This is a genomic window from Sphingomonas sp. LH128, assembly GCF_000293195.2.
Taxonomy (GTDB): domain Bacteria; phylum Pseudomonadota; class Alphaproteobacteria; order Sphingomonadales; family Sphingomonadaceae; genus Novosphingobium; species Novosphingobium resinovorum_A.
Map to the genome: position 1 here is coordinate 1 of NZ_ALVC01000310.1, position 19,452 is coordinate 19,452.

Genomic DNA, 19,452 nt, shown 5'->3' on the forward strand with positions numbered 1-19,452 from the left:
GCCATGTCGGCGTCGGCCGGCGCGATGGCGATGGTCAACGCGCGGGGCCCCGGCCCAGTCCCGGCCATGGCGTCGATGGCATTGCGAACGAGGTTGAGCACCACCTGCTGGATCTGCACCTTGTCCGCGAGCACGAGGTCGATCTCAGGGCTGAAGTCATGCTGGACGCGTATCCCATGCTCCTTGGCGCCGACGAGCGCCAGCGCGCTCGCCTCCTCGACAAGCTTCGGCAGACTTTCGACCGTTCGTTCGGTTTCGCCGCGCGCGACGAAATCGCGCAGCCGGCGGATGATTTCCCCGGCGCGCAGCGCCTCGGCGGCGGCGCGGCCGACCGCATCGATAACCCGGTCGTTGCGATCCTCCTCGCGTTCGAGCAGCATCTTGCTGCCCTTGAGATAGTTGGCGATCGCGGAGAGGGGCTGGTTCAGTTCATGGGCAAGGGCCGAGGCCATTTCTCCCAAGGCGGTCAGCCGCGAGACGTGAACGAGTTCGCTCTGCAATTCCTGAAGCCTCGCCTCGGCATGCTGGCGCTCGGTGAGATCGCGGATGAAGCCGGTGAAGAAGCGCTGCCCGTTGGCCTGCACTTCGCCGACGGCGAGTTCGAGCGGAAAGGTCGACCCATCGCGGCGTTCGCCCACGACGACACGGCCCTTGCCGATGATGCGGCGCTCTCCGGTCTGGTAATAGCGATCCAGATAGCCATCATGGGCTGCGCGGTAGGGCTCGGGCATCAGCAGCCGCACGTTGCGGCCCGTGAGCTCCTGTGCCTTCCAGCCGAACATCCGTTCCGCCGCAGGGCTGAAGTCTCGAATGAGCCCCGCAGCATCGATCACCACCATGGCGTCGGGGACGGTGTCGAGGATCGAGCGCAGATGGGCTTCTCGGCTGGCGAGGCCGGCAGCGGCCTCGTCCGAAGCAAGACGGGCTCGCTGAAACCACTCGCCCCCCAGCGCGATGGCGAGCCCGATCGCCACGAAGGCCACCGCGGCAATTACGCTGCCTTCCTCGATCGGGCCTGTCAGGTGGTCGCACCACAGACCGGCGGCTGCGCCGGCCAGCGAAGCCAGCGCGCCGACGCGAAGGCCTGACAGGGCGCTTGCCGCAACCACGCCCGGGACGAAGAAGATGAAGGTCGCGCGCGCGCCGAGCTGATCGGCAAACAGGAGCCGCACCGCGAGGCCGCCGGCGATCGCGAGCAGCGCGACGCCCAGGGCAGCGGGCAGGGCGAGCCGCGGCAGGAGCCGGCTTGCACCATCGCCGCGAGCCACCTCCGGGAAGTCCCTTAGGGGCGCTGCGGTAGGGACATCATCCAAATTTTCGTCCTTCCTTTCCCTGTCTACTTACGGCCCATCAGCGGCGCCCCGTCAATCGCGTCGCCATCGGAGACACGACAATGACTGCACCGTTCATCGATCTGGGCGTTCACCACAAGGCCAGCGGACTTTCCGACAAGGTGGCGCTCGGCTTCACCAAGGTCCTGCGCTGGTGCGCGGACACCTTTTTTGCCCAGCGCTACGGTCACCGGGCCGTCGTGCTCGAGACCGTCGCGGCGGTGCCCGGCATGGTCGGTGCGACGATCAACCACCTCGCCTGCCTGCGCCGCATGTGTGACGACAAGGGCTGGATCAAGACGCTCATGGACGAGGCTGAAAATGAGCGCATGCACCTCATGACCTTCATCGAGATTTCCAAGCCGACCTGGTTCGAGCGGGCCGTGATCATCGGCGTGCAATGGGTGTTCTATGTCTTCTTCTTTGCTCTTTATCTCTTGAGCGCCAAGACGGCCCACCGCGTCGTCGGCTATTTCGAGGAAGAGGCGGTGATCAGCTACACGCACTATCTCGCGGAAATCGACGAGGGCCGCAGCGCCAATGTGCCGGCGCCCGAGATTGCCAAGCGGTACTGGGGGCTGCCCGAGGAGGCTACCTTGCGCGATGTGGTGCTGGTCGTCCGCGCGGACGAGGCGCACCACCGCGACGTCAACCACGGCTTCGCCAATGAACTGGGCGGGTTGCCGGTTGGAGCCGTCGCGCAGTGCCCGCCCCACGCCGAGCTCGTCCCGAACTGGAAGAAGGCCGCCTGAGCCTCGGCCTGACTGCGGAAGGACATGACATGGTCTTGGATCGCCCGGTCCTGCTGTTCGAAAGCGATCAGCCTGTCCTGTCCTCCCTGCAGTTCGCCCTGAGCCTCGAGGGGTTCCTGCCCGCGGATGGCAATGTGCCGGACGCGGACCCCGCGACGGCCGAATGCCTCGTCATCGACCAGCGATATCGCGCCGATGGGATCGGCTTTCTGCAGGAGCTGCGGGACAAGGGCGTCGCCGTACCGGCGATCCTGCTGGCGACCAATCCCTCGCGGGAACTCCGTCGACGGATGAAGCCGCTCGGAGCGGTCCTGATCGAAAAGCCGCTGCTCGGCAACGAGCTCACTGATGCCCTCCTGACCATCCTCGCTTCCAGCAAGGCCGCCTGACATGTCTGCTTGCTACCTCGACGAAACTGCCATCGACCTGCTCGTACCCGCCTTCTATGCCCGCGTCCGGGCGGATGCGTTGCTCGGGCCGATCTTCGAGAGCGCCATCGACGACTGGCCCCATCACCTGGCGAAGCTGAAGGATTTCTGGTCATCGGTGATGCTGGCAAGCGGGCGCTACAAGGGCCAGCCGATGCCCGCCCATATCCGTCACGAAAGGGCGTTGAGTAAGGAGGCCTTTGCCCGCTGGCTCGCGATCTGGCGAGAGACCACGGACGAACTTCTCGCGCCGGCCGTCGCCAGGGCGTTCCAGGACAAGGCGGACCGTATCGCCCAAAGCCTTCAGCTAGGGATGCAGTTTTATCGCGAACGGAGCGCCGCATGACTGTCGCGATCCCAGCGAACGCCAAACCGTACAAGCGCACCGCGACCTTTACCGAAACCACCATCCCGGCAGGCCTGCTGGGCGACCATTCGACCAAGGAGGGCACCTGGGGCCTGATCCGGTTGGAAGAGGGCGCGCTTCGCTATGTGGTGACCGACGAGCGCCGGCCGCCTTCGGAGCAGGTCCTCACCGTCGCCGGCGAGCCGGGCGTGGTCGAACCGACCATCCTGCACCATGTGGCGCCGGTGGGGCCGGTTCGCTTCCACGTCGAATTTCTAAGGGTGGATTGATCGCCTGACCGGCACCTCCCCTCGTTCCCAACCTCAATAGCCTATCAAGGAGTTCCCTTATGCGTACAGCCTCACCCGCCGCCATGGAGATCGTCAAGGCCACGGCCCCCGCTCTTGAGAAGCATGGCGTCGAGATCACCACGGCCATGTATGCCCGGCTGCTGCAGGACCCCGAGATCGCCGCCATGTTCGATCGCGCGGCGCAGGAAAGCGGCGAGCAGCCGCGCCGGCTGGCCGGCGCGATCCTGGCCTATGCCAAAAATATCGACAAGCTCCAGAACCTTGGGGGCGCCGTGCAGCGCATGGTCGCCCGGCACGTCGAGACCGGCGTCAGGCCCGAGCATTATCCCCATGTCGCGGCCGCTCTCCTCCCGGCGATCCGTGAGGTGCTGGGCGCCGAAGTCGCCACGGACGATGTGCTAGCCGCCTGGGGCGAGGCCTATTGGATGCTTGCCGACATTCTCATCGCTGCCGAAACGCAGGCCTATGAAGAGGCCAGCGCGGCCTGATCGGTCGCGGGGGAGCATCCGTTCCCGAGGCAGCCGACAGGAGAGCTTTAACCTAGTTGCGATATCGCGAATCCATGGCCGCAGCTGTCCGTCTTCTCCGCGTTTCTGTGCCGAGGCAGTATCTTTGGCCGCTCCTGTCGCTGCTCGGCGTATGCTTCGGTTTCATCTTCCTGCTCATCTTCCTCAGTACCCGCGCGCAGGATGCCCAGCAGCTCGAGCGGGAGCGCCAGGCGCTCGGGGGCGTGTTCGCCACCGCGTCCGCGATGGTGCAGCACGATCTGCAGGATTACGCCAAATGGGACGATGCCGTGCGTCACATCGGTTCGCGTTTCGATGCGGCCTGGATGGACGACAATGTCGTGGCCTATCTGGGCCGCACCCAGGGATATTCCGACATCTTCGTGCTCGGCGCGGACGATCGGACCCTTTACAGTTTTAAAGACCGGAAGATCGCCCCGAACACCGCTCAACTGCGTCTTGGCGCCGACTTCGTTCGATCTATCGCCGAAGTGCGGCGCTTGCCGCCCGAGGGCAGTCCGATCGTCAGCGGCTTCACGCGCTCGGGCAACCAGGTCCTGGTCTATGCCACGGCCGCCGTAGTGCCCTTGACGGGTAAGATCGCGGCGCCCCGAGGGCCGACCCGCCTTCTGGTCATCGCCCGGCACGTCGACGAGGCGTTTTTGGCGGACCTCACGCGCGAACTCAATGTACACGATGTGCGGCTGACGCTGGGGAACCGGACAGCCGGAATGGACGCCATCGCCATCAAGGGCCGGTCGGGCGAACGGATCGCCTGGCTGGAATGGCGGTCGCATCATCCGGGTGCATCGCTGAGGCAGCATCTGGTGCCGGCGATCCTGGCGGTGGCCTTCGTCGCCTTTGTGGCGGCCGGTCTTATTCTTCGCCGGGGCAGCCAGTCGATCGAGGCGCTGCGCGCAAGCGAACTGCTCGCCCGGCATCTGTCGGATCACGATCCCTTGACCGAACTGCCCAATCGCCGCGCGTTGGGGGAACGACTGGGCGAGCTTGTCGCGGCAAGGCAAGGACTGGCCCTGCTGTTCCTCGATCTCGACGGGTTCAAGGACGCCAATGATGTCTACGGCCATAGTGCCGGCGATCTTCTGCTCAAGGAAGCTGCTGGTCGCCTGAAGGCCGCGGCGGGCGAGGCCTTTATCGCGCGCGCGGGCGGCGACGAGTTTGCCGTTCTCTTGAGATCGCCATCGTCTGGCGTGGCGGCCGCGACATGCGAGGCCATTCTCGAAGCGTTCTCGACGCCCTTCAAGGTTGGCGCCTACAGCATCACGATCGGGACCAGCATCGGCTATTTCGAGAGCGCCACATCCTGCGACAGCGCGGAAGAACTCATTCGCAAGGCGGACGTCGCCATGTATGCCGCCAAGGATGCGGGCCGGAACTGCGCGCAGGTTTACCACCCCTCGCTCGACGAAGGCCATGAACGGCGCCAGCGGCTCGAGCAGGATCTCAAGCGCGCGGTCGAGAACGAAGAGATCTACGTCCGCTATCAGCCGATCGTCGATGCCCAGTCGGGCGAGGTCGTGGCCGTCGAGGCGCTGGCGCGCTGGTCTCATCCCGTACATGGCGATGTCCCGCCGGATGTCTTCATTCCCATCGCCGAGATCAGCGGGCTGATCAATGCGATCGGCCGCCAGGTGCTGCTCAATGCCTGCCGGGAAATGCGCGAGACCGGGCTCGATCTGGCCGTCAACCTGTCGCCGGCGCAATTTTGGGATGGCAATCTCTACGACGAGGTTCAGCAGGTCCTGGAACGGACCGGCTTTCCCCCCGAGCGGCTGGAGCTGGAAATCACCGAAAGCTTGCTGCTGCGCCGTCCCCAGGTCGCGGCGGCTGTGATCGACCGTCTGCGCTCACTCGGTATCCGCATGGCCCTCGACGACTTCGGCACCGGGTTTGCGAGCATCGCCTATCTCCAGCAACTCACGATCGACCGGCTCAAGATCGACAGGTCGTTCCTCGCTCCGCTGGAATCGGAGCCTGACATGCGAGAGGTGCTGGTCTCCATCGTCGGCCTGGCGAAGGCCTATCATCTCGAAGTCTGCGCCGAAGGGATCGAGACACCGGGACAGGCGCAGCTTGCGCGCCTGGCCGGCTGCGGCCGCTTGCAGGGCTGGCTGTTCGGGCGTCCGCAAGCGGCGAGCGCCTTCCAGGCCGTGGCCTTGCGAGCTTAGGAGCGCGAGGGAAGCGGTCGGCCGGTCAACGGCCGCGCCGATCCTGCGGAACGATCATGGCCGAACGACGGGCGAGCAATGGGCCGCCTCGATGCGCCATTGATCGCCCGGCAGCCGGTGCCAGCAGCGCGTATAGGCGAAGGTGCCGCTGAACGGTTGCGCGTCGTAGGATCCCGACAACTGGACCGCGAGGCAGACCACCGCGCTGTCGCCCAGGAGGCGAACGAGGGGTGGCTCGACGGGGTCCAGTTGTTCGATGCGAAGCAGGCCGGACTGGTGAGCGCCGAGATCATCGCCCTTGTTGAGCCGCGCGTCGACCTGGTTGGTAAAAATCACGTCCGGGCTGAGCAGGGCATCGAGGGTCGCCACATCGCTCGCGAGCATCGCCGTGCGAAGCCGGCCTTCGGCATGCTCGATCTGCGCGCGGTCGTCCATAAGCAGGCCTGCCCCAAAGTCGGTTGAAAGGGAGGGCGGTCAACGGCCGCCCAGGATCGATCCCAATATGCCGCCGAGCCCGCCGGCTGACGCGGCGCTTCCGGAGGACCCGCCGCTACCGGCGAGCGCACCGGCGATGCTGCCCAGAATGGATTCCAGTCCGCCCTGCTGCCCCCCGGAGCGCTTGGCGAGGTGCCCCGCGATGAGCATCGCGAGGATAGGGAGCATCTTCTTGAGGATCGCTGGATCGAGGCCAGTGGCCTGCGATGCTTGCCCGGCGACCTCGCGGCTTACGTCCTTCGAGCCGAACAGGCTCCCCAGCAGTTGATTGCCAAGGCCGGTGTCAGTGGGGTTGGAGCCGACGACATTATCGATGAGCCCCGAGCCACCCAGCGCCTGGACCTGCGCCGCGAGACCTGCCGGTTCAACCGGGGCCGCCGTCTTGCCGTTGATACCGCCGATGAGCGAGGGAAGAAGAGCCTGCGCCCCGCGCTCGGCGTCTTCGCGTGAAATGCCAAGTTGCTGGGTCAAGGCGTCGAGGCTTCCTTCGGGAAGCAGATCGGCAAGGTTCATGTCACGTCTCCAATTCGCATGTGGGGCGGGGCAGCGTTGCGCCCAGGGGTGGGCATCATCGGTCAGGGCGTCAACAGGCTTTCAGCCGCGCCGATACTTGCGCAGCGATGAGGCGGACAGTTCGCTCAGCCCTGCGGCGCCAAAAGCGAGCGTGGCTACTTGGATCAAGGGCTACCGCGACGATGTCGCCGCGCCCTCGGCCCACGAGGCGGCCAGCCAATAGAGGACCGCGGCGATAAGCCAGAGGCCGGCGAACAGAGCGCTGAATGTTCCGCCGCGCGCATCAATCTGTGCGCCCATCGCCGCGATGCCTGCCTGGGCAGCGGCAGCCGCGCCATGGGAGATCGCCATGCCCAGCGGCTTGAAGCGCGCCATCGCCGAGCCGATGAAGGCGATGATGGGCACGCCCGCGAAGAGGAGGTTGAAGGGATTGTCTTCCGACCCGATCATGCCGACCGCGAGATTTGCCCAGACCGTCAGGAAAACGGTGAGGAGCGATACCACGCTGGCCGCGCGGGACCATGGATTGGGCGAGCGCCGGACCAGCCATTCGGCGGCGAGCCCCGTTCCGCCGAGCATGAGGCCCGTGACGAGGAAGTCGGTTTCGTCCCAACGCACCTGCGGGGTGTAGCGCATCGCGATGGCGGGGAGCGCGAGGAGAAGCAACGCGAGCCCCCAGGCCGAGATCCGCCACGGATTGAGCGCCTGCTTGAGCCTGCCATTGCTGGACGCTGCGTAACTATCGTTCCGATGATCATCCATGATATCGCCTCCATTCGAGATGAGATCATCAGGGTCCCGGAAAGACCGATGAGCGTCATGAGAAGCATATGAGGTTTTGCTGAAAAGTGCCGCCGCGTGGATATCATTTCGGCCAGTTCGTCCTCGATCCCGAGGATCGGCGCCTGCTGCGTGACGGCGTTCCGGTCGAACTCAACGCGCGCTATCTCGACGCACTGGCGCTTCTCGTGCGCCATGCCGGGTCGCTCGTCGGCAAGGACCGTTTTCTGGCGGAAGTGTGGAAAGATGTGCCTGTCACCGACGAGGCGCTGACCCAGTGCATCCGGCTCCTTCGCCAGCGTCTGGGTGACGATGCGAGCCGTCCGCATTTCATCGAGACGGTACCCAAGCATGGCTACCGCTTCATTGCCGAGGTCGACTGGCGCGAAAGCTCTGCCCCGGCCGAAGACGCGGCCCCCCACACGCTTCCCCCGTCGGCCGCGCCCTCGGCGCTCCGCCGCGTAGCGATGATGGCGGGAGCCGGGACCCTGGGTGCTGGGGGCGCCGGATTGATCGGCGGGCTCGCATACGGCTTTATCGCCGCGACGCCGCCGCTCTCGAACGGAGGCGGCGCCGCGTCCTCCGTCTTCGTGTTGCTCTGGCTAACCCTGGCGGTGGCGCTCGTGGGCGGCGCGGGTGTCAGCCTAGGGATCGCTTGGGCCGAGGCCGCTGGAAAACGCCCATGGCTTACTCTTGGCGGCGCAGTCGGCGGAATGATCGTCGGCGGCGTCGTGAAGTTGCTTGGGATCGACGCGTTCAATCTCTTGTTCGGCCAGTCACCGACAGGGATTACGGGCGGGCTCGAGGGGCTTTTCCTGGGGGCTGGGGTAGGCCTTGGTGCTACCTTGTCCGGCATGGGCCGCTCTGATCGTTCCCTTCGCTCTGTGGCAGCGCGCGCGGCGCTTTGCGGCGGTGCGGCGGGCAGCGTTGTCGTTCTTCTTGGCGGACATCTCATGGCCGGGAGTTTCGAGCAACTCGTCCAGACATTCCCGCAATCGCGGATCGGCCTTGCGCAGATCGGCGGCCTGTTCGGTGAACAGGGTCTTGGTCCGGTGGCGGAGACGGCATGCGCGTTCGTCGAAGGGGCGCTGTTCGCGGCGGGCCTGGTCGTTGCGATGACGCTGGCGCGCCGTGAGATGGACAGGCCTGAAGGCCGCTCGGCGGCGACGTCCACCCTGGTTGCGAGCCGCAGAGGCGGCGCGCCTCGGTTGGGTTAGAACCCGCCAGCCGGGGCATGGGCAGCGAGCGCCGCCGGTCGCCTCGTTCCGGCTATCATTGACCGTCTAAATCGTCAGGCCTAAATGTTGCGGGAGGCAATGGATTCCTGCCTGGCATGTCGCCGAACCGCCCTCGCACGGGACGATGATTCCTACCGGCGCCATCTGGCGAAGGAGGAATCATGCGCTTGTTCTTCATCGTGTTCATGGGTTCAGGGATCGGTGGCGCGCTGCGCCATCTCGTAGGGCTCGTATCGCTCCGACTGCTCGGACCGAGCTTTCCCTATGGAACGCTGGCCATAAATGTCTTCGGCTCGGCGCTGATGGGGTTGGTCGTCGGAGTGCTGTCGATGCGCTCGGGGACCAGCCATGAGTTGCGGGTCTTCCTGACCACCGGCCTCATCGGCGGTTTCACCACCTGGTCGACGTTCAGCCTTGACGCGTACAGTCTGTGGGAACGCGGCGAACAGGCGGCGGCGATAGGCTACGTCCTTGGCAGTCTCATCCTGTCTTTCGCGGTTCTGGCCGTTGTCCTGGTGGTGGCTCGCCGCTTCGGTTGATGCAGATTAGAGGTTCGACTGAGTGTCAGCGCTCATTTGCCGGCGGCCCTGACGGCGCCACGGAGCCAGACGAAAATCGTGCTGCCAGCCCCAACCGAAATCTTGTTTTTGTCCCGACTGCAACAAAATTGGATGAGCGCGGCTATGCCGCGCTGGGCCAATGATACAGGAGCGAGGGCACGACGTTGAGCAGTCCTTATGAGGTCTTGGGGGTATCGCCGACAGCCTCGGCGGATGAAATTCAGAAGGCCTACCGAAAGCTCGCCAAGACCCTCCATCCCGATCTCAATCCCGGCGACCGTACGGCTGAAGACAAGTTCAAGGCCGTCGCGGGAGCCTATGATCTCCTTCGCGATCCCGAAAAGCGGCGTCGCTTCGACGCCGGCGAGATCGATGAGACCGGCGCCGAGCGACCGCCGCAGGGCTATTACCGGGACTATGCCAGCAACGATTACGGCCGATATGCCAATAGCGGCGGCTTTGCGGATTTCGACGAGGACCTGTTCGCCGACTTGTTCCGGCAACGTGGGAGAGGGCAGCCCAATCGGCGCGGCGAGGATCTCCAGTTCCGCCTGGGTCTGACCTTGGCGCAGGCGATCACGGGCGGCGAACAGCGACTGACCCTGCCGGGTGGTGGTACGCTCGACGTCAAGATTCCTGCCGGGGTCGTCGATGGCCAGACATTGCGCCTCAAGGGCAAGGGCGGGATGGGCTTTGGCAGCGGCGGCCCCGGTGACGCCTACATCATGCTCGAGGTTCTGCCCGATCCGCGATTTGCGCGAGAAGGCGATGATCTCGTTCTCGAGGTTCCGATCTCGCTGAGCGAAGCGGTGCTTGGCGGAAAGATCCAGGTGGCGACACCCACGAGCCAGGTGTCGATGACGGTGCCGGCCGGTTCGAACAGCGGCAGCACATTGCGACTGAAGGGGCAGGGGGCCCCGCGTGCAGGCGGCGGCCGCGGCGACGAACTGGTCAGGCTCAAGATCGTACTGCCCAAGCCGTCCGATCCGGAGCTCGAAGCCTTCGTGAAAAGCTGGGAGGCGGGCAGGGCACACAATCCGCGGGAGACAAGCCGATGATCGACCTGGACGACTTCGTGCAGCGCACGGGTATCGCACGGAAGGTTCTGACGACCTGGATCGAGCGCGAATGGCTGGTCGCCGAGCACCCGGGCACGTTGCAGCTCTCGGAGATGGATGCCGCCAGAGCACGGCTCATTCATCAGTTGGAAGGCGATTTCGGGATTAACGACGAAGGGATCGAGATCGTTCTCCACCTGCTCGACCAGATCCATGGCCTGCGCCGCGCGCTCGAGACCATGCAGCGAGCAGGACCTGCCGGGCAGGGCAGGGTGACCCGGCGTGGGAGCCGCCTCCGCCAGCGCTACTATCGCCTGGGCAAGCGCCGGCCCTAGTTGGCCATTCGCCGCCCGCCCATAGGCGCGAGCAAGATGGGGATTATCGCCAAAGGCACACCGGTGACGCGCCTGGTTCGCGCGCAGTGGGAAAGTCGGCGGAAAGAGGCGGGGAAGACTGTGGAACGCCTGTGAAAAAGAACGGGACCGCACCCGCGATACAATTCGGCGTGTCGTGGAGCATCGGCGACAAATCGGGTGGTCACAAAATCGAAGTTAACGACGAGAGTGGCGCAAATCTGTAAGGGTCCGCTTCAGGAGTAGACAGATGCCTTACAGCTTTTCCCCCGTATCCGTCGATACGGGCTGCGAGGATGTTCAGGGTCTGCAGGTCTTTCGGGATGATCGCCTGATTGCCCTGTTCGTTCGCCTGGACGCGAATTGTCACAGTGACCACCGAGGTTGCTGGTTTCTGGAGGCGGGCTTTGGCCGCTGCGCGGCGATGTCCGCCGGACCCTTTGATAGCGTGTTCGATGCCTTTCGATGGACCGCGGAACAATATGAAGGCCGTCGCATCGGGGACGGGCCCTTGCACAAGCTTGGTATCCTAGCCGAGCAAGTGGCACACTGCATCCATTAGCGCTCCGAAGCGATCGCAACACCGATCCTGGCTCCGAGGAGACGTGACCGAGCACATCTTCGGCCAGCGTCGGCGGCGGGAGCCTCTAACCCTCGGCACCCCACCACCGCGACCCGCGCCACCACGAGATGATTCCATAGGTATACATCTCCATTTATCCGCGCTAATAAATCAGAACTGATGTTTAAAGCATCACTGCGCGGCATTGATGCCAGCGGCTCGCTGAAAGGAGCGATCTTGGAAGACGTTGTGATTCTGGCCGGTACGCGAACGGCGATCGGCGACTTTGGTGGTAGCCTGAAGGACGTCGCGCCCTGGCAGCTTGGCCGTATCGTCATTTCCGAGGCGATCGCCCGCGCCGGGATCGCTGCCGAGGACGTCGGCCATGTCGTCATGGGGCAGGTGATCCAGAGCGAGCCGCGCGACGCCTATCTCGCTCGCATCGCGGCGATCGCGTCCGGCATCCCCGACCGGACGCCGGCGCTCACCTTGAACCGGCTATGCGGATCGAGTGTGCAGGCGATCATTTCCGCGGCGCAGATGATCGCCCTTGGAGAATGCGAGATTGCTGTGGCCGGGGGCGCGGAGAGCATGAGCCAGTCGCCTTATGTCACCAAGGCGATGCGCTGGGGACGGCGCCTGGGCGACGAGGTGATGGTTGACGCACTGAGCGCGGTTCTGACCGATCCGTTCGGCGCCGGGCATATGGGGGTCACCGCCGAGAATGTCGCCGAGCGCCACGCGATCAGCCGCGAGGCGCAGGATGCGCTAGCCGCGCAAAGCCATGCCCGAGCGGCCCGGGCGATCGCGGAAGGTCGCTTCAAGTCGCAGATCGTGGCGGTCGAAGTAAGGGAGCGGGGAAAAGCCAGGTCGTTCGACGTCGACGAGCATGTCCGTCAGGACGTGTCCTCCGAAAGTCTGGCATCGCTCAAGCCGATTTTCAAACCCGAGGGCGGTACCGTCACGGCCGGCAATGCGAGCGGCATCAACGACGGCGGCGCGGCCGTGATCCTCGCGTCGGAGCGGACGGCGCGAGCACGCGGTTTGCAGCCCATGGGGCGGGTCGTCGCCTGGGGGCATGCGGGCGTCGCGCCGGAAGTCATGGGTCTGGGCCCGGTCGAAGCCGTACCGATCGCTCTGGCCCGTGCCGGGCTAACTCTGACCGACATGGATGTCATCGAGGCGAATGAAGCTTTCGCAGCCCAGGCCTGCGCCGTGAGCAAATTGCTGAGTTTCGACCCGGAGAAGGTCAATCCCAACGGGAGCGGGATTGGTCTTGGCCATCCGGTGGGCGCGACCGGAGCCATGTTGACGGTAAAGGCGCTCTATGAGCTGACCCGCACCGGCGGCCGCTACGCCCTCGTGACCATGTGCATCGGCGGTGGGCAGGGGATCGCGATGATCATCGAGCGGCTGGGTCCAAGGCTTTTGTGAATTCATGGCTTAGCGGCATGCTGTTTGGCAGCGGCGGGCTGGGCTGGAATGGAAAGCGCGGAAGCGCTTTACCCTAGGCGGAACCGCCCGGAGGGCTGGCGTCTTGCGCGCTGGCGTCAGCCTCCGCGGCACCGGCTTTTGCGCCTTCCTCGGCGGCTTCGGCCACCGACTTTTCAAACATCTTCTTGAGCACCCAGCCCACTGCGAAAGTGACGGTTGCGGTGACCACCGTCCGTGCGGCGGTCTCCTCGAGAGACCGGATGAATTTCCGACGCCGGCTCGGGGCCGTGGCGCGTTCGATGATACTGTCAGCTGCTTTCATGTCCTGCCTCGCGTGATCCTTCGGTCGTGGAACGCGCTAGGCCTGGCTGCGCTCCCGGCGCCTATGGATCATGCGCAATAAAATTACGTCCAGGAGGCCCAAGTAGCTCCCGTCCGCAGGAGGGAGTGCGCCCTGCTACAGGGTTGTCATGCCGGTTGCCGACGCTACTTGCCGGTGGTCTTGACGCCGATTCGCGTCCCATCATCTCGATGGCGTCACGGGCTACGACACTGCCGCGATCAGGCAGACGGCTCGTGAATCGGACAGCGGTTGTACGCGGAGCGGTAATTGGCCGACATCGGATAGGCGCTGCGCCGGACGCGATTGATGACGCCGAGTGGCTGGTGAGCGGCAAGGCCATGCCATGGACTGAACGCAAGCCCGTCGTCGATGCGCCTGGCCTTCTCGTCGTTCCAGCCAGGCTGGGGCTCGACGACAATCCGGCCGATCGCGCGGAATGGGCTTTGAGCTTCGTCCCAGACCACTGTGGCATCCTCTACGGGCATCGCCTCGAGATCGGTGCACAACTGCACGCGCAATTCCCATTCCGCGCCGTGGGCGGCGATCACCGCGTTTACTTCTTCGCGCAAGCCATTGTCCCGGCCCGCCAAATCGACCGGCTGGTCTTTCAGTGCAACGAGGTGCGGCGACACAGGAGCGAGCGAAAATTTCGCGATATGGTCGCCGAACCGAAAGGCGGTCTGGCTGTAGAAGGTTTCGCCGAGCGGATGCGTGACAGGGTGACCGCCCAGTTGTTTGATCTTAGCGCTCTCGCCGCCAAGGGCTTCGATCACCGCTTCTGTGCCGCGCAGGACGGCTGACAGCGCCTTCTTGCTGCGTTCCGCCTTGTCCGTGGTCCTGGCGAGCAGTTTCAGATTGGCGAGAAAGTCCTTGGCTCGAGGCGCCGAGAAGGCCGGTCCGTTGACCATGATGATGTCCTGCGTGCTGGCATCCTCGGAACCTGGAAGCCGCTCGCCTTCGACGCCCAGGATCTTGATCGCCATCCCGCGCGGCAGGGAGACGCTGTCGGGAAGGATGTCGCCGGCGTTCGTCGAGATGCGCAGCACGACCTTGTGGTGGCCGGGGCGGACGGCGATGCCCTGGGCAAGTTCGGCCGGCAAGCCGTCGAACAAGATGAGCATACCTTCAAGCAGGCCGTGGCTCTTGGCATGCACGCTTCGCACCGCGTGCCCATAATCCTGCGAGGTCGTCTCGAGGATCCTGTGCAGTTCCCGGTCGATCGCCATGCTGGTCTCCGCTTCCTCCGGCTCAGGCGTCTCGACATCGGGGGAGAACAGAACCGGCTGCGGCATGAGGTGTTCCTTGGATTTAGCGTCTGTCCCGGAACCCGTCGCCGGGCAGGCGAGTTCCCGTAGCGCATCCATTATGCGGTCGCACGGCTACCGCCGCAAACCGACCGGACCGCCCCATGCCGCACCGACCGCTTTCCGATCAGGTCTTCGTCATCACTGGCGCGAGCTCTGGCATCGGCCTGCTTACCGCGCGCAAGGCGGCAGGGGCCGGCGCGCGCGTGTTCCTCATCAGCCGGAATGACGCGGCCCTGCGCGCGATCGTGCAGGAGGTCGAGGCGGACGGTGGCCGGGCGGCTTACGCTGTCGCCGATGTCGGGGAGCGCGAGGCGCTGCAGCGCGCGGCCTCCTGCGCCATAGCGGCCTTCGGCCGCATCGACACATGGGTCAGCAACGCGGGGGTCGCCATCTATGCGCCGCTGCTCGCCACGCCATTGGAGGAACATGAGCGATTGTTCCGCACCAACTATTTCGGGGCGGTCAACAGCGCGCAGGTCGCCGTGCCCTATCTCACGGCAAGCGGCGGCGCGCTCGTTACGATCGGCTCGATTGCCGGCGACATGCCTTCGCCTGTCATGGGCGCCTATACTGCCTCCAAGCATGCGATCCACGCCTTCGTCGCCTCGCTGCGGATCGAACTCAAGGCCGCGCGATCGCCGGTGCGGGTGACGCTGATCAAGCCGTCGGGCATGACCACGCCGATCGCGATGCATGCCGCCAATCACGAGGACGGCCAAGCGCGGATCCCGCCGCCGCCTTATGATCCGGCGCTCGTGGCCGATGCCATACTCTATACCGCGACCCACAATGTTCGTGCCCTCACGGTCGGCGGCATCGGACGGCTGGAGGTGTTGTTCGCCAGCCATTTTCCGGCGCTGTTCGAGCGTCTCGCGCCGCTCGTCGGGCCTTTTCTCGTCGATCGCTCGAAGCCCGCGACGCAAGGTGACAATCTTTTCGGGCCCGGCACTGATGGCGAGGCACGCTCGCGCAACGAGGAAGGGCGCCGATCGAGCCTAACCCTGGCGGCACGGACACGGCCACACGCGGCTGCGGCGCTCGTCGGCGGGGCTGCTGTGATCCTGGGCGGCCTGTTCCTGCGCAATCGGCGATCCTAGGGGAACCACGGGGCGACCGGGGGGATTATTGAACAGAGCCGCGCTCCCGCGCGGGACATGGAGCTGCCATGGCCACCATTTCCAAACCCGCGGCCCCTGGCGACGTCGAACCTCTCGATATCAGCCTCACCATCAACGGCGAACGGCAGGCGTTCACGGTCCTGCCCTGGGTAACGCTGCTCGATCTGCTGCGCGATCATGCCGATTTCACGGGCACGAAGAAGGGCTGCGATCATGGCCAGTGCGGTGCCTGTACCGTGCTGGTCGGCGACCGCCGGATCAACAGCTGCCTGCGTCTTGCGGTGATGCATGATGGCGATAACATCATAACGATCGAGGGGATGGGCGATGGGGATGCGCTGCATCCGCTGCAACAGGCGTTTTTGGACCACGACGCCTTCCAGTGCGGCTATTGCACGCCGGGCCAGATCTGCTCGGCCCAGGGGCTGATCAACGAAGGCCGTGCCCGAAGCCGGGAGGAGATACGCGAGCTCATGAGCGGCAATCTTTGTCGCTGCGGCGCGTATACGAACATCGCCGACGCCATCGAGCAGGTTTTGGGAGAGCGAGCATGAACCGCTTTGGCTATGCGCGGCCAACGTCGATCGCGGACGCCGTCAGGCTGGCTGCAAAGGACGGTGCGCGCTACATCGCGGGTGGCACGAACCTGGTCGATCTGATGAAGGAACATGTCGAACGGCCGACGAGCGTGATCGACATTACCCGGCTGCCTCTGGGCAGGATCGAGGAGGCTGAGGATGGGGGATTGAGGCTCGGTGCGCTCGTGCCCAACGCCGACACCGCCTATGACCGGCGCGTCCAGGAGCGTTACCCGCTCCTGTCGTCGGCGATCCTGGCGGGCGCCAGCCCCCAGCTGCGCAATGCCGCGACCAATGGCGGGAATCTCAACCAGCGCACGCGTTGCTACTATTTTTATGACACGGCGACCGCCTGCAACAAGCGGGTTCCGGGCTCTGGCTGCGGCGCGATCGGTGGGGTCAACCGCATCCATGCCATTCTGGGGGCTAGCGATCAGTGCATCGCAACCCACCCGTCGGACATGTGCGTCGCCCTGGCCGCGCTCTCGGCCCAGGTGGAAGTGGCCGGCCCGGACGGCGTGCGCACGATCGCGTTCGCCGACTATCATCGCCTGCCCGGCGAGGATCCCGCGCGCGACAACAGCCTCGAGCGCGGCGAGCTCGTCACGGCCATCATTCTTCCGCATGAGGATTTCACGCAGAACTACACCTATCTGAAGTTGCGCGACCGCTTGTCCTACGCCTTCGCGCTCGTGTCGGTGGCGGCGGCTCTGCGTATCGAGGGCGCCAGGATCGCCGAGGCGCGCCTCGCGCTTGGCGGCGTGGCGCACAAGCCCTGGCGCCTTCCCCACGTCGAACAGTTGCTCGTCGGCCGCGAGGCGGACGAAGCGGTCTTCCGGCAGGTCGCTGACGCACTGCTCGACGGTGCGGCCGGCCAGGGCGAGAACGACTTCAAGATCCCGCTTGCGCGTCGCGCGATCGTGCGGGCGCTGTCGCAGGCCGCGGCCGGTACGCCGCAGTCACAAACCGACAAACGCGTCGCCTGAGGACATGACCATGGCAGCCATCATCGCCCGCGACGGCATCGGCGCTCCGCTCAGCCGGGTCGAGGGTCTTCTCAAAGTGACCGGCAAGGCGCGCTATGCCGCCGAATATCCCGCCACTGGCCTCCTCCATGGGGTCGTGGTCAATGCCGCGATCGCGTGCGGGCGGATCACCCGGATCGACGACAGTGCCGCACGCGCGGTCGCAGGCGTCGTCGATGTGCTCACCCATGAAAATCGGCTGGAGATCGCATCCGCGGACAAGAAATTTCAGGATGACGTTGCCCCGCCCGGCTCGCCCTTGCGCCCCCTGTGCGACGCGCAGATCCACTATAATGGCCAGCCGGTCGCCCTCGTCGTCGCCGAGACATTCGAGGCGGCGCGCTATGCGGCAAGTCTCGTCGAGCTCAGCTACGAGCAGGCTGCGCACAATACCCGGTTCGAAGTCGCGCTTGCGGAAAAGTTCGTACCCAGGAAGAAGCGGTCAGGATATTATCCCCCCAAGAACCGCGGCGACGCGCGGTCGGCCTTCGAGACTGCACCGGTCACGATCGCCGGCGATTATCACAAGGGCGCCGAGCACCATAATCCCATGGAGATGCATGCCTCGACCGTCTTCTTCGAAGGAGACGGCAGGCTCACGGTTCATGACAAGACACAGGGTCCGCAGAATGTGCAGGCCTATCTGGCCGGCGCGTTCGACCTGAAGGCCGACGATGTCCGCGTGCTCAATCCCTTTGTCGGCGGCGCGTTCGGTTCGGGCCTGCGGCCACAATATAATGTTTATCTGGCGGCCATGGCCGCCTTGAAGCTGAAACGCTCGGTACGCGTCGTGCTCACCCGCCAGCAAATGTTTACCCATACGCACCGCCCCGAATGCCTCAACTCGATCTCGCTTGGTGCCGAGCGGGACGGGGCTCTGACAGCGATCCTGACCGACGCCACGACCCTGACGTCCAGGTTCGAGAATTACATGGAGACCGTCGTCAACTGGGGCATGATGAACTATGCCTGCGAGAACGCGGAAGGTGCCTCCTTTATCGCGCCGGTCGACACCTATACGCCTGGCGACATGCGCGCGCCCGGCGCGGCGACCGGCATGACACAATTCGAGATGGCGATGGACGAGCTGTCCTACGCGGTCGGCATCGATCCTCTCGACTTGCGGGTGAAGAATTACTCCAACATCGACGCGATGAACGGGACCGAGTTCACCAGCAAGGCTCTGCGCGAAGCCTATGCGCAGGGTGCCCAGGCTTTTGGATGGGACAGGCGCAGCCCGCAGCCGCGTTCGATGCGCGAAGGCAAGGAACTGATCGGCTGGGGCATGGCGACCGGAATGTGGGACGCGATGTTCTCCAAATGCGCGGTCCGTGCGACGCTCAAGACCGACGGCACGCTCGAAGTCGCAAGCGCGATGTCGGACATCGGCACGGGCACCTATACGGTGATGACCCAGGTCGCGGCGGATACGCTCGGACTACCGGCCTCGGCTATCACGGCAAAGCTCGGCGATTCCACCCTTCCGCTATCGCCGGTAGAGGGCGGCTCCTGGGGCGCGGCGTCAGTGGGCGCAGCGGTGCAGCTTGCCTGTCATGGCGTGGCCGCCCGGCTCGCCAAGGCTGCTGTGAAGATGGACGGCGATCCGCTCGCGGGCGCGAAGCTGGATGACCTGCTCTTCGAGAATGGGACCATGCGCCGCCGTGACGGCAAGGGGGAAGCGGTCCCCTTCACGGCGGCGATGGAGGCTGCGGCGCTGGACAGGATCGAGGTCGAGAAGACAGCGCAGCCTGGCCCCCTCGACATGGTCAGTCTGATGCGCAAGTCGCGCAACACCCATAGCGCGGTGTTCTGCGAGGTGCGGGTGGACGAGGAGCTGGGCGTCGTCCGTGTGACAAGAGTGGTGAGCGCGATCGCGGCCGGCAGGATCATCAACCCCAAGACCGCGCGCAGCCAGATACTTGGCGGGGTCGTGATGGGGATCGGCGCGGCGCTGCACGAGGAAAGCTTCCTCGATCACCGGCTCGGCCGGTTCATGAACCACAATTACGCGGAATATCATGTGCCTGCCCATGCCGACATCCACGATATCGAGGTGATCTTCGTCCACGAGCCGGACCCCGAAGTCACCCCGCTCGGCGTGAAGGGCCTGGGCGAGATCGGTATAGTCGGCACTGCGGCCGCAGTCGCAAATGCCATTTATCACGCGACCGGGGTGCGGGTACGCAGCCTGCCCGTCACGATCGACAAGCTGCTTGCGGACTGAA

General features: G+C 65.1%; 22 protein-coding genes and 1 riboswitch. Of the genes, 16 read left to right on the plus strand and 6 right to left on the minus strand.

Translation table 11 applies throughout. The features are described from left to right. Positions 1-1,268: two-component system sensor histidine kinase NtrB (locus LH128_RS22295; protein WP_008831953.1), on the minus strand; the 1,268-nt coding region annotated here is incomplete at its 3' end. Between the two features lie 125 nt (positions 1,269-1,393). Here LH128_RS22295 and LH128_RS22300 point away from each other — a divergent pair. The 6 genes from LH128_RS22300 (at position 1,394) to LH128_RS22325 (ending at position 5,863) form a co-directional block, all read left to right on the plus strand. After that, on the plus strand, positions 1,394-2,083 hold the full coding sequence (locus tag LH128_RS22300) for an alternative oxidase (RefSeq protein ID WP_008831954.1): 690 nt from the start codon (positions 1,394-1,396) through the stop codon (positions 2,081-2,083). A gap of 29 nt (positions 2,084-2,112) precedes the next feature. Continuing rightward, complete coding sequence (locus tag LH128_RS22305) at positions 2,113-2,472, plus strand: histidine kinase (RefSeq protein ID WP_008831955.1); 360 nt, start codon at positions 2,113-2,115, stop codon at positions 2,470-2,472. A 1-nt stretch (position 2,473) separates the two neighbouring features. After that, positions 2,474-2,857, plus strand: coding sequence for a group III truncated hemoglobin (locus tag LH128_RS22310; protein ID WP_008831956.1), 384 nt, complete (start codon positions 2,474-2,476; stop codon positions 2,855-2,857). Beyond that, complete coding sequence (locus LH128_RS22315) at positions 2,854-3,147, plus strand: DUF1971 domain-containing protein (RefSeq protein ID WP_008831957.1); 294 nt, start codon at positions 2,854-2,856, stop codon at positions 3,145-3,147. Before LH128_RS22310 ends, LH128_RS22315 begins: the two co-directional genes overlap by 4 nt. A gap of 59 nt (positions 3,148-3,206) precedes the next feature. Further along, positions 3,207-3,656, plus strand: a complete 450-nt coding sequence (locus tag LH128_RS22320) for a globin domain-containing protein (protein WP_008831958.1) — start codon at positions 3,207-3,209, stop codon at positions 3,654-3,656. A gap of 74 nt (positions 3,657-3,730) precedes the next feature. Next, positions 3,731-5,863, plus strand: coding sequence for a putative bifunctional diguanylate cyclase/phosphodiesterase (locus tag LH128_RS22325; RefSeq protein WP_037520874.1), 2,133 nt, complete (start codon positions 3,731-3,733; stop codon positions 5,861-5,863). 54 nt (positions 5,864-5,917) lie between these two features. On the opposite strand, the gene LH128_RS22330 is transcribed toward LH128_RS22325, so the two are convergent. The 3 genes from LH128_RS22330 to LH128_RS22340 all read right to left on the minus strand — a co-directional run bounded on the left by LH128_RS22330 (position 5,918) and on the right by LH128_RS22340 (position 7,633). Then, positions 5,918-6,298: a nuclear transport factor 2 family protein gene (locus tag LH128_RS22330; RefSeq protein ID WP_008831960.1), complete on the minus strand. Its 381-nt coding sequence runs from the start codon at positions 6,296-6,298 to the stop codon at positions 5,918-5,920. 39 nt (positions 6,299-6,337) lie between these two features. Continuing rightward, positions 6,338-6,871 (minus strand): DUF937 domain-containing protein, encoded by a 534-nt coding sequence (locus LH128_RS22335; protein ID WP_008831961.1) that lies wholly within the window; start codon positions 6,869-6,871, stop codon positions 6,338-6,340. A 171-nt stretch (positions 6,872-7,042) separates the two neighbouring features. After that, positions 7,043-7,633, minus strand: coding sequence for a hypothetical protein (locus tag LH128_RS22340; protein WP_008831962.1), 591 nt, complete (start codon positions 7,631-7,633; stop codon positions 7,043-7,045). Between the two features lie 86 nt (positions 7,634-7,719). Here LH128_RS22340 and LH128_RS22345 point away from each other — a divergent pair, with 86 nt between their 5' ends. The 6 genes from LH128_RS22345 (at position 7,720) to bktB (ending at position 12,856) form a co-directional block, all read left to right on the plus strand. Beyond that, entirely contained in the window at positions 7,720-8,868 is a 1,149-nt protein-coding gene (locus LH128_RS22345) for a winged helix-turn-helix domain-containing protein (RefSeq protein WP_008831963.1), read from the plus strand. Positions 8,869-8,954: 86 nt separating this feature from the next. Further along, a riboswitch (Fluoride riboswitch) is annotated at positions 8,955-9,030 on the plus strand. A 20-nt stretch (positions 9,031-9,050) separates the two neighbouring features. Beyond that, the gene (gene crcB / locus LH128_RS22350; protein WP_008831964.1) at positions 9,051-9,428 is read left to right on the plus strand and encodes a fluoride efflux transporter CrcB; all 378 of its coding nucleotides are present in this window, start codon (positions 9,051-9,053) and stop codon (positions 9,426-9,428) included. 185 nt (positions 9,429-9,613) lie between these two features. Continuing rightward, positions 9,614-10,507: a DnaJ C-terminal domain-containing protein gene (locus LH128_RS22355; protein WP_008831965.1), complete on the plus strand. Its 894-nt coding sequence runs from the start codon at positions 9,614-9,616 to the stop codon at positions 10,505-10,507. Further along, a complete protein-coding gene (locus LH128_RS22360) occupies positions 10,504-10,842 on the plus strand; it encodes a chaperone modulator CbpM (protein WP_008831966.1) in 339 nt (112 codons plus the stop codon). Before LH128_RS22355 ends, LH128_RS22360 begins: the two co-directional genes overlap by 4 nt. 268 nt (positions 10,843-11,110) lie before the next feature. Continuing rightward, entirely contained in the window at positions 11,111-11,422 is a 312-nt protein-coding gene (locus tag LH128_RS22365) for a hypothetical protein (RefSeq protein WP_008831967.1), read from the plus strand. A 237-nt stretch (positions 11,423-11,659) separates the two neighbouring features. Next, positions 11,660-12,856: a beta-ketothiolase BktB gene (bktB, locus tag LH128_RS22370; RefSeq protein ID WP_037520907.1), complete on the plus strand. Its 1,197-nt coding sequence runs from the start codon at positions 11,660-11,662 to the stop codon at positions 12,854-12,856. Positions 12,857-12,929: 73 nt separating this feature from the next. Here bktB and LH128_RS34715 read toward each other — a convergent pair whose 3' ends face one another. Together LH128_RS34715 and LH128_RS22380 are read right to left on the minus strand one after the other, a co-directional pair. After that, entirely contained in the window at positions 12,930-13,085 is a 156-nt protein-coding gene (locus LH128_RS34715; RefSeq protein WP_327195240.1) for a hypothetical protein, read from the minus strand. Positions 13,086-13,417: 332 nt separating this feature from the next. Next, positions 13,418-14,491 (minus strand): catalase family protein, encoded by a 1,074-nt coding sequence (locus LH128_RS22380; protein ID WP_008831970.1) that lies wholly within the window; start codon positions 14,489-14,491, stop codon positions 13,418-13,420. A 116-nt stretch (positions 14,492-14,607) separates the two neighbouring features. On the opposite strand from LH128_RS22380, the gene LH128_RS22385 reads away from it, so the two are divergent. The 4 genes from LH128_RS22385 to LH128_RS22400 all read left to right on the plus strand — a co-directional run bounded on the left by LH128_RS22385 (position 14,608) and on the right by LH128_RS22400 (position 19,451). Beyond that, the gene (locus LH128_RS22385) at positions 14,608-15,603 is read left to right on the plus strand and encodes an SDR family oxidoreductase (protein WP_008831971.1); all 996 of its coding nucleotides are present in this window, start codon (positions 14,608-14,610) and stop codon (positions 15,601-15,603) included. Between the two features lie 68 nt (positions 15,604-15,671). Beyond that, positions 15,672-16,178, plus strand: coding sequence for a (2Fe-2S)-binding protein (locus LH128_RS22390; protein ID WP_008831972.1), 507 nt, complete (start codon positions 15,672-15,674; stop codon positions 16,176-16,178). After that, positions 16,175-17,188, plus strand: a complete 1,014-nt coding sequence (locus LH128_RS22395; RefSeq protein WP_008831973.1) for an FAD binding domain-containing protein — start codon at positions 16,175-16,177, stop codon at positions 17,186-17,188. The genes LH128_RS22390 and LH128_RS22395 overlap by 4 nt, the downstream gene beginning before the upstream one ends. Positions 17,189-17,198: 10 nt before the next feature. Next, on the plus strand, positions 17,199-19,451 hold the full coding sequence (locus tag LH128_RS22400) for a xanthine dehydrogenase family protein molybdopterin-binding subunit (RefSeq protein WP_008831974.1): 2,253 nt from the start codon (positions 17,199-17,201) through the stop codon (positions 19,449-19,451). Position 19,452: the final 1 nt, after the last annotated feature.

Excerpts from the sequence above, each read along its gene's own strand:
- LH128_RS22330 (WP_008831960.1), bottom strand. The coding sequence starts at position 6,298 with ATGGACGACCGCGCGCAGATCGAGCATGCCGAAGGCCGGCTTCGCACG.
- LH128_RS22365 (WP_008831967.1), top strand. The coding sequence starts at position 11,111 with ATGCCTTACAGCTTTTCCCCCGTATCCGTCGATACGGGCTGCGAGGAT.
- LH128_RS22320 (WP_008831958.1), top strand. The coding sequence starts at position 3,207 with ATGCGTACAGCCTCACCCGCCGCCATGGAGATCGTCAAGGCCACGGCC.
- LH128_RS22335 (WP_008831961.1), bottom strand. The coding sequence starts at position 6,871 with ATGAACCTTGCCGATCTGCTTCCCGAAGGAAGCCTCGACGCCTTGACC.
- LH128_RS22310 (WP_008831956.1), top strand. The coding sequence starts at position 2,474 with ATGTCTGCTTGCTACCTCGACGAAACTGCCATCGACCTGCTCGTACCC.
- LH128_RS22395 (WP_008831973.1), top strand. The coding sequence starts at position 16,175 with ATGAACCGCTTTGGCTATGCGCGGCCAACGTCGATCGCGGACGCCGTC.
- LH128_RS22385 (WP_008831971.1), top strand. The coding sequence starts at position 14,608 with ATGCCGCACCGACCGCTTTCCGATCAGGTCTTCGTCATCACTGGCGCG.
- LH128_RS22300 (WP_008831954.1), top strand. The coding sequence starts at position 1,394 with ATGACTGCACCGTTCATCGATCTGGGCGTTCACCACAAGGCCAGCGGA.
- LH128_RS22380 (WP_008831970.1), bottom strand. The coding sequence starts at position 14,491 with ATGCCGCAGCCGGTTCTGTTCTCCCCCGATGTCGAGACGCCTGAGCCG.
- LH128_RS22390 (WP_008831972.1), top strand. The coding sequence starts at position 15,672 with ATGGCCACCATTTCCAAACCCGCGGCCCCTGGCGACGTCGAACCTCTC.
- LH128_RS22305 (WP_008831955.1), top strand. The coding sequence starts at position 2,113 with ATGGTCTTGGATCGCCCGGTCCTGCTGTTCGAAAGCGATCAGCCTGTC.
- LH128_RS22400 (WP_008831974.1), top strand. The coding sequence starts at position 17,199 with ATGGCAGCCATCATCGCCCGCGACGGCATCGGCGCTCCGCTCAGCCGG.
- LH128_RS22315 (WP_008831957.1), top strand. The coding sequence starts at position 2,854 with ATGACTGTCGCGATCCCAGCGAACGCCAAACCGTACAAGCGCACCGCG.
- crcB (WP_008831964.1), top strand. The coding sequence starts at position 9,051 with ATGCGCTTGTTCTTCATCGTGTTCATGGGTTCAGGGATCGGTGGCGCG.
- LH128_RS22360 (WP_008831966.1), top strand. The coding sequence starts at position 10,504 with ATGATCGACCTGGACGACTTCGTGCAGCGCACGGGTATCGCACGGAAG.
- LH128_RS22340 (WP_008831962.1), bottom strand. The coding sequence starts at position 7,633 with ATGGATGATCATCGGAACGATAGTTACGCAGCGTCCAGCAATGGCAGG.
- LH128_RS22325 (WP_037520874.1), top strand. The coding sequence starts at position 3,731 with ATGGCCGCAGCTGTCCGTCTTCTCCGCGTTTCTGTGCCGAGGCAGTAT.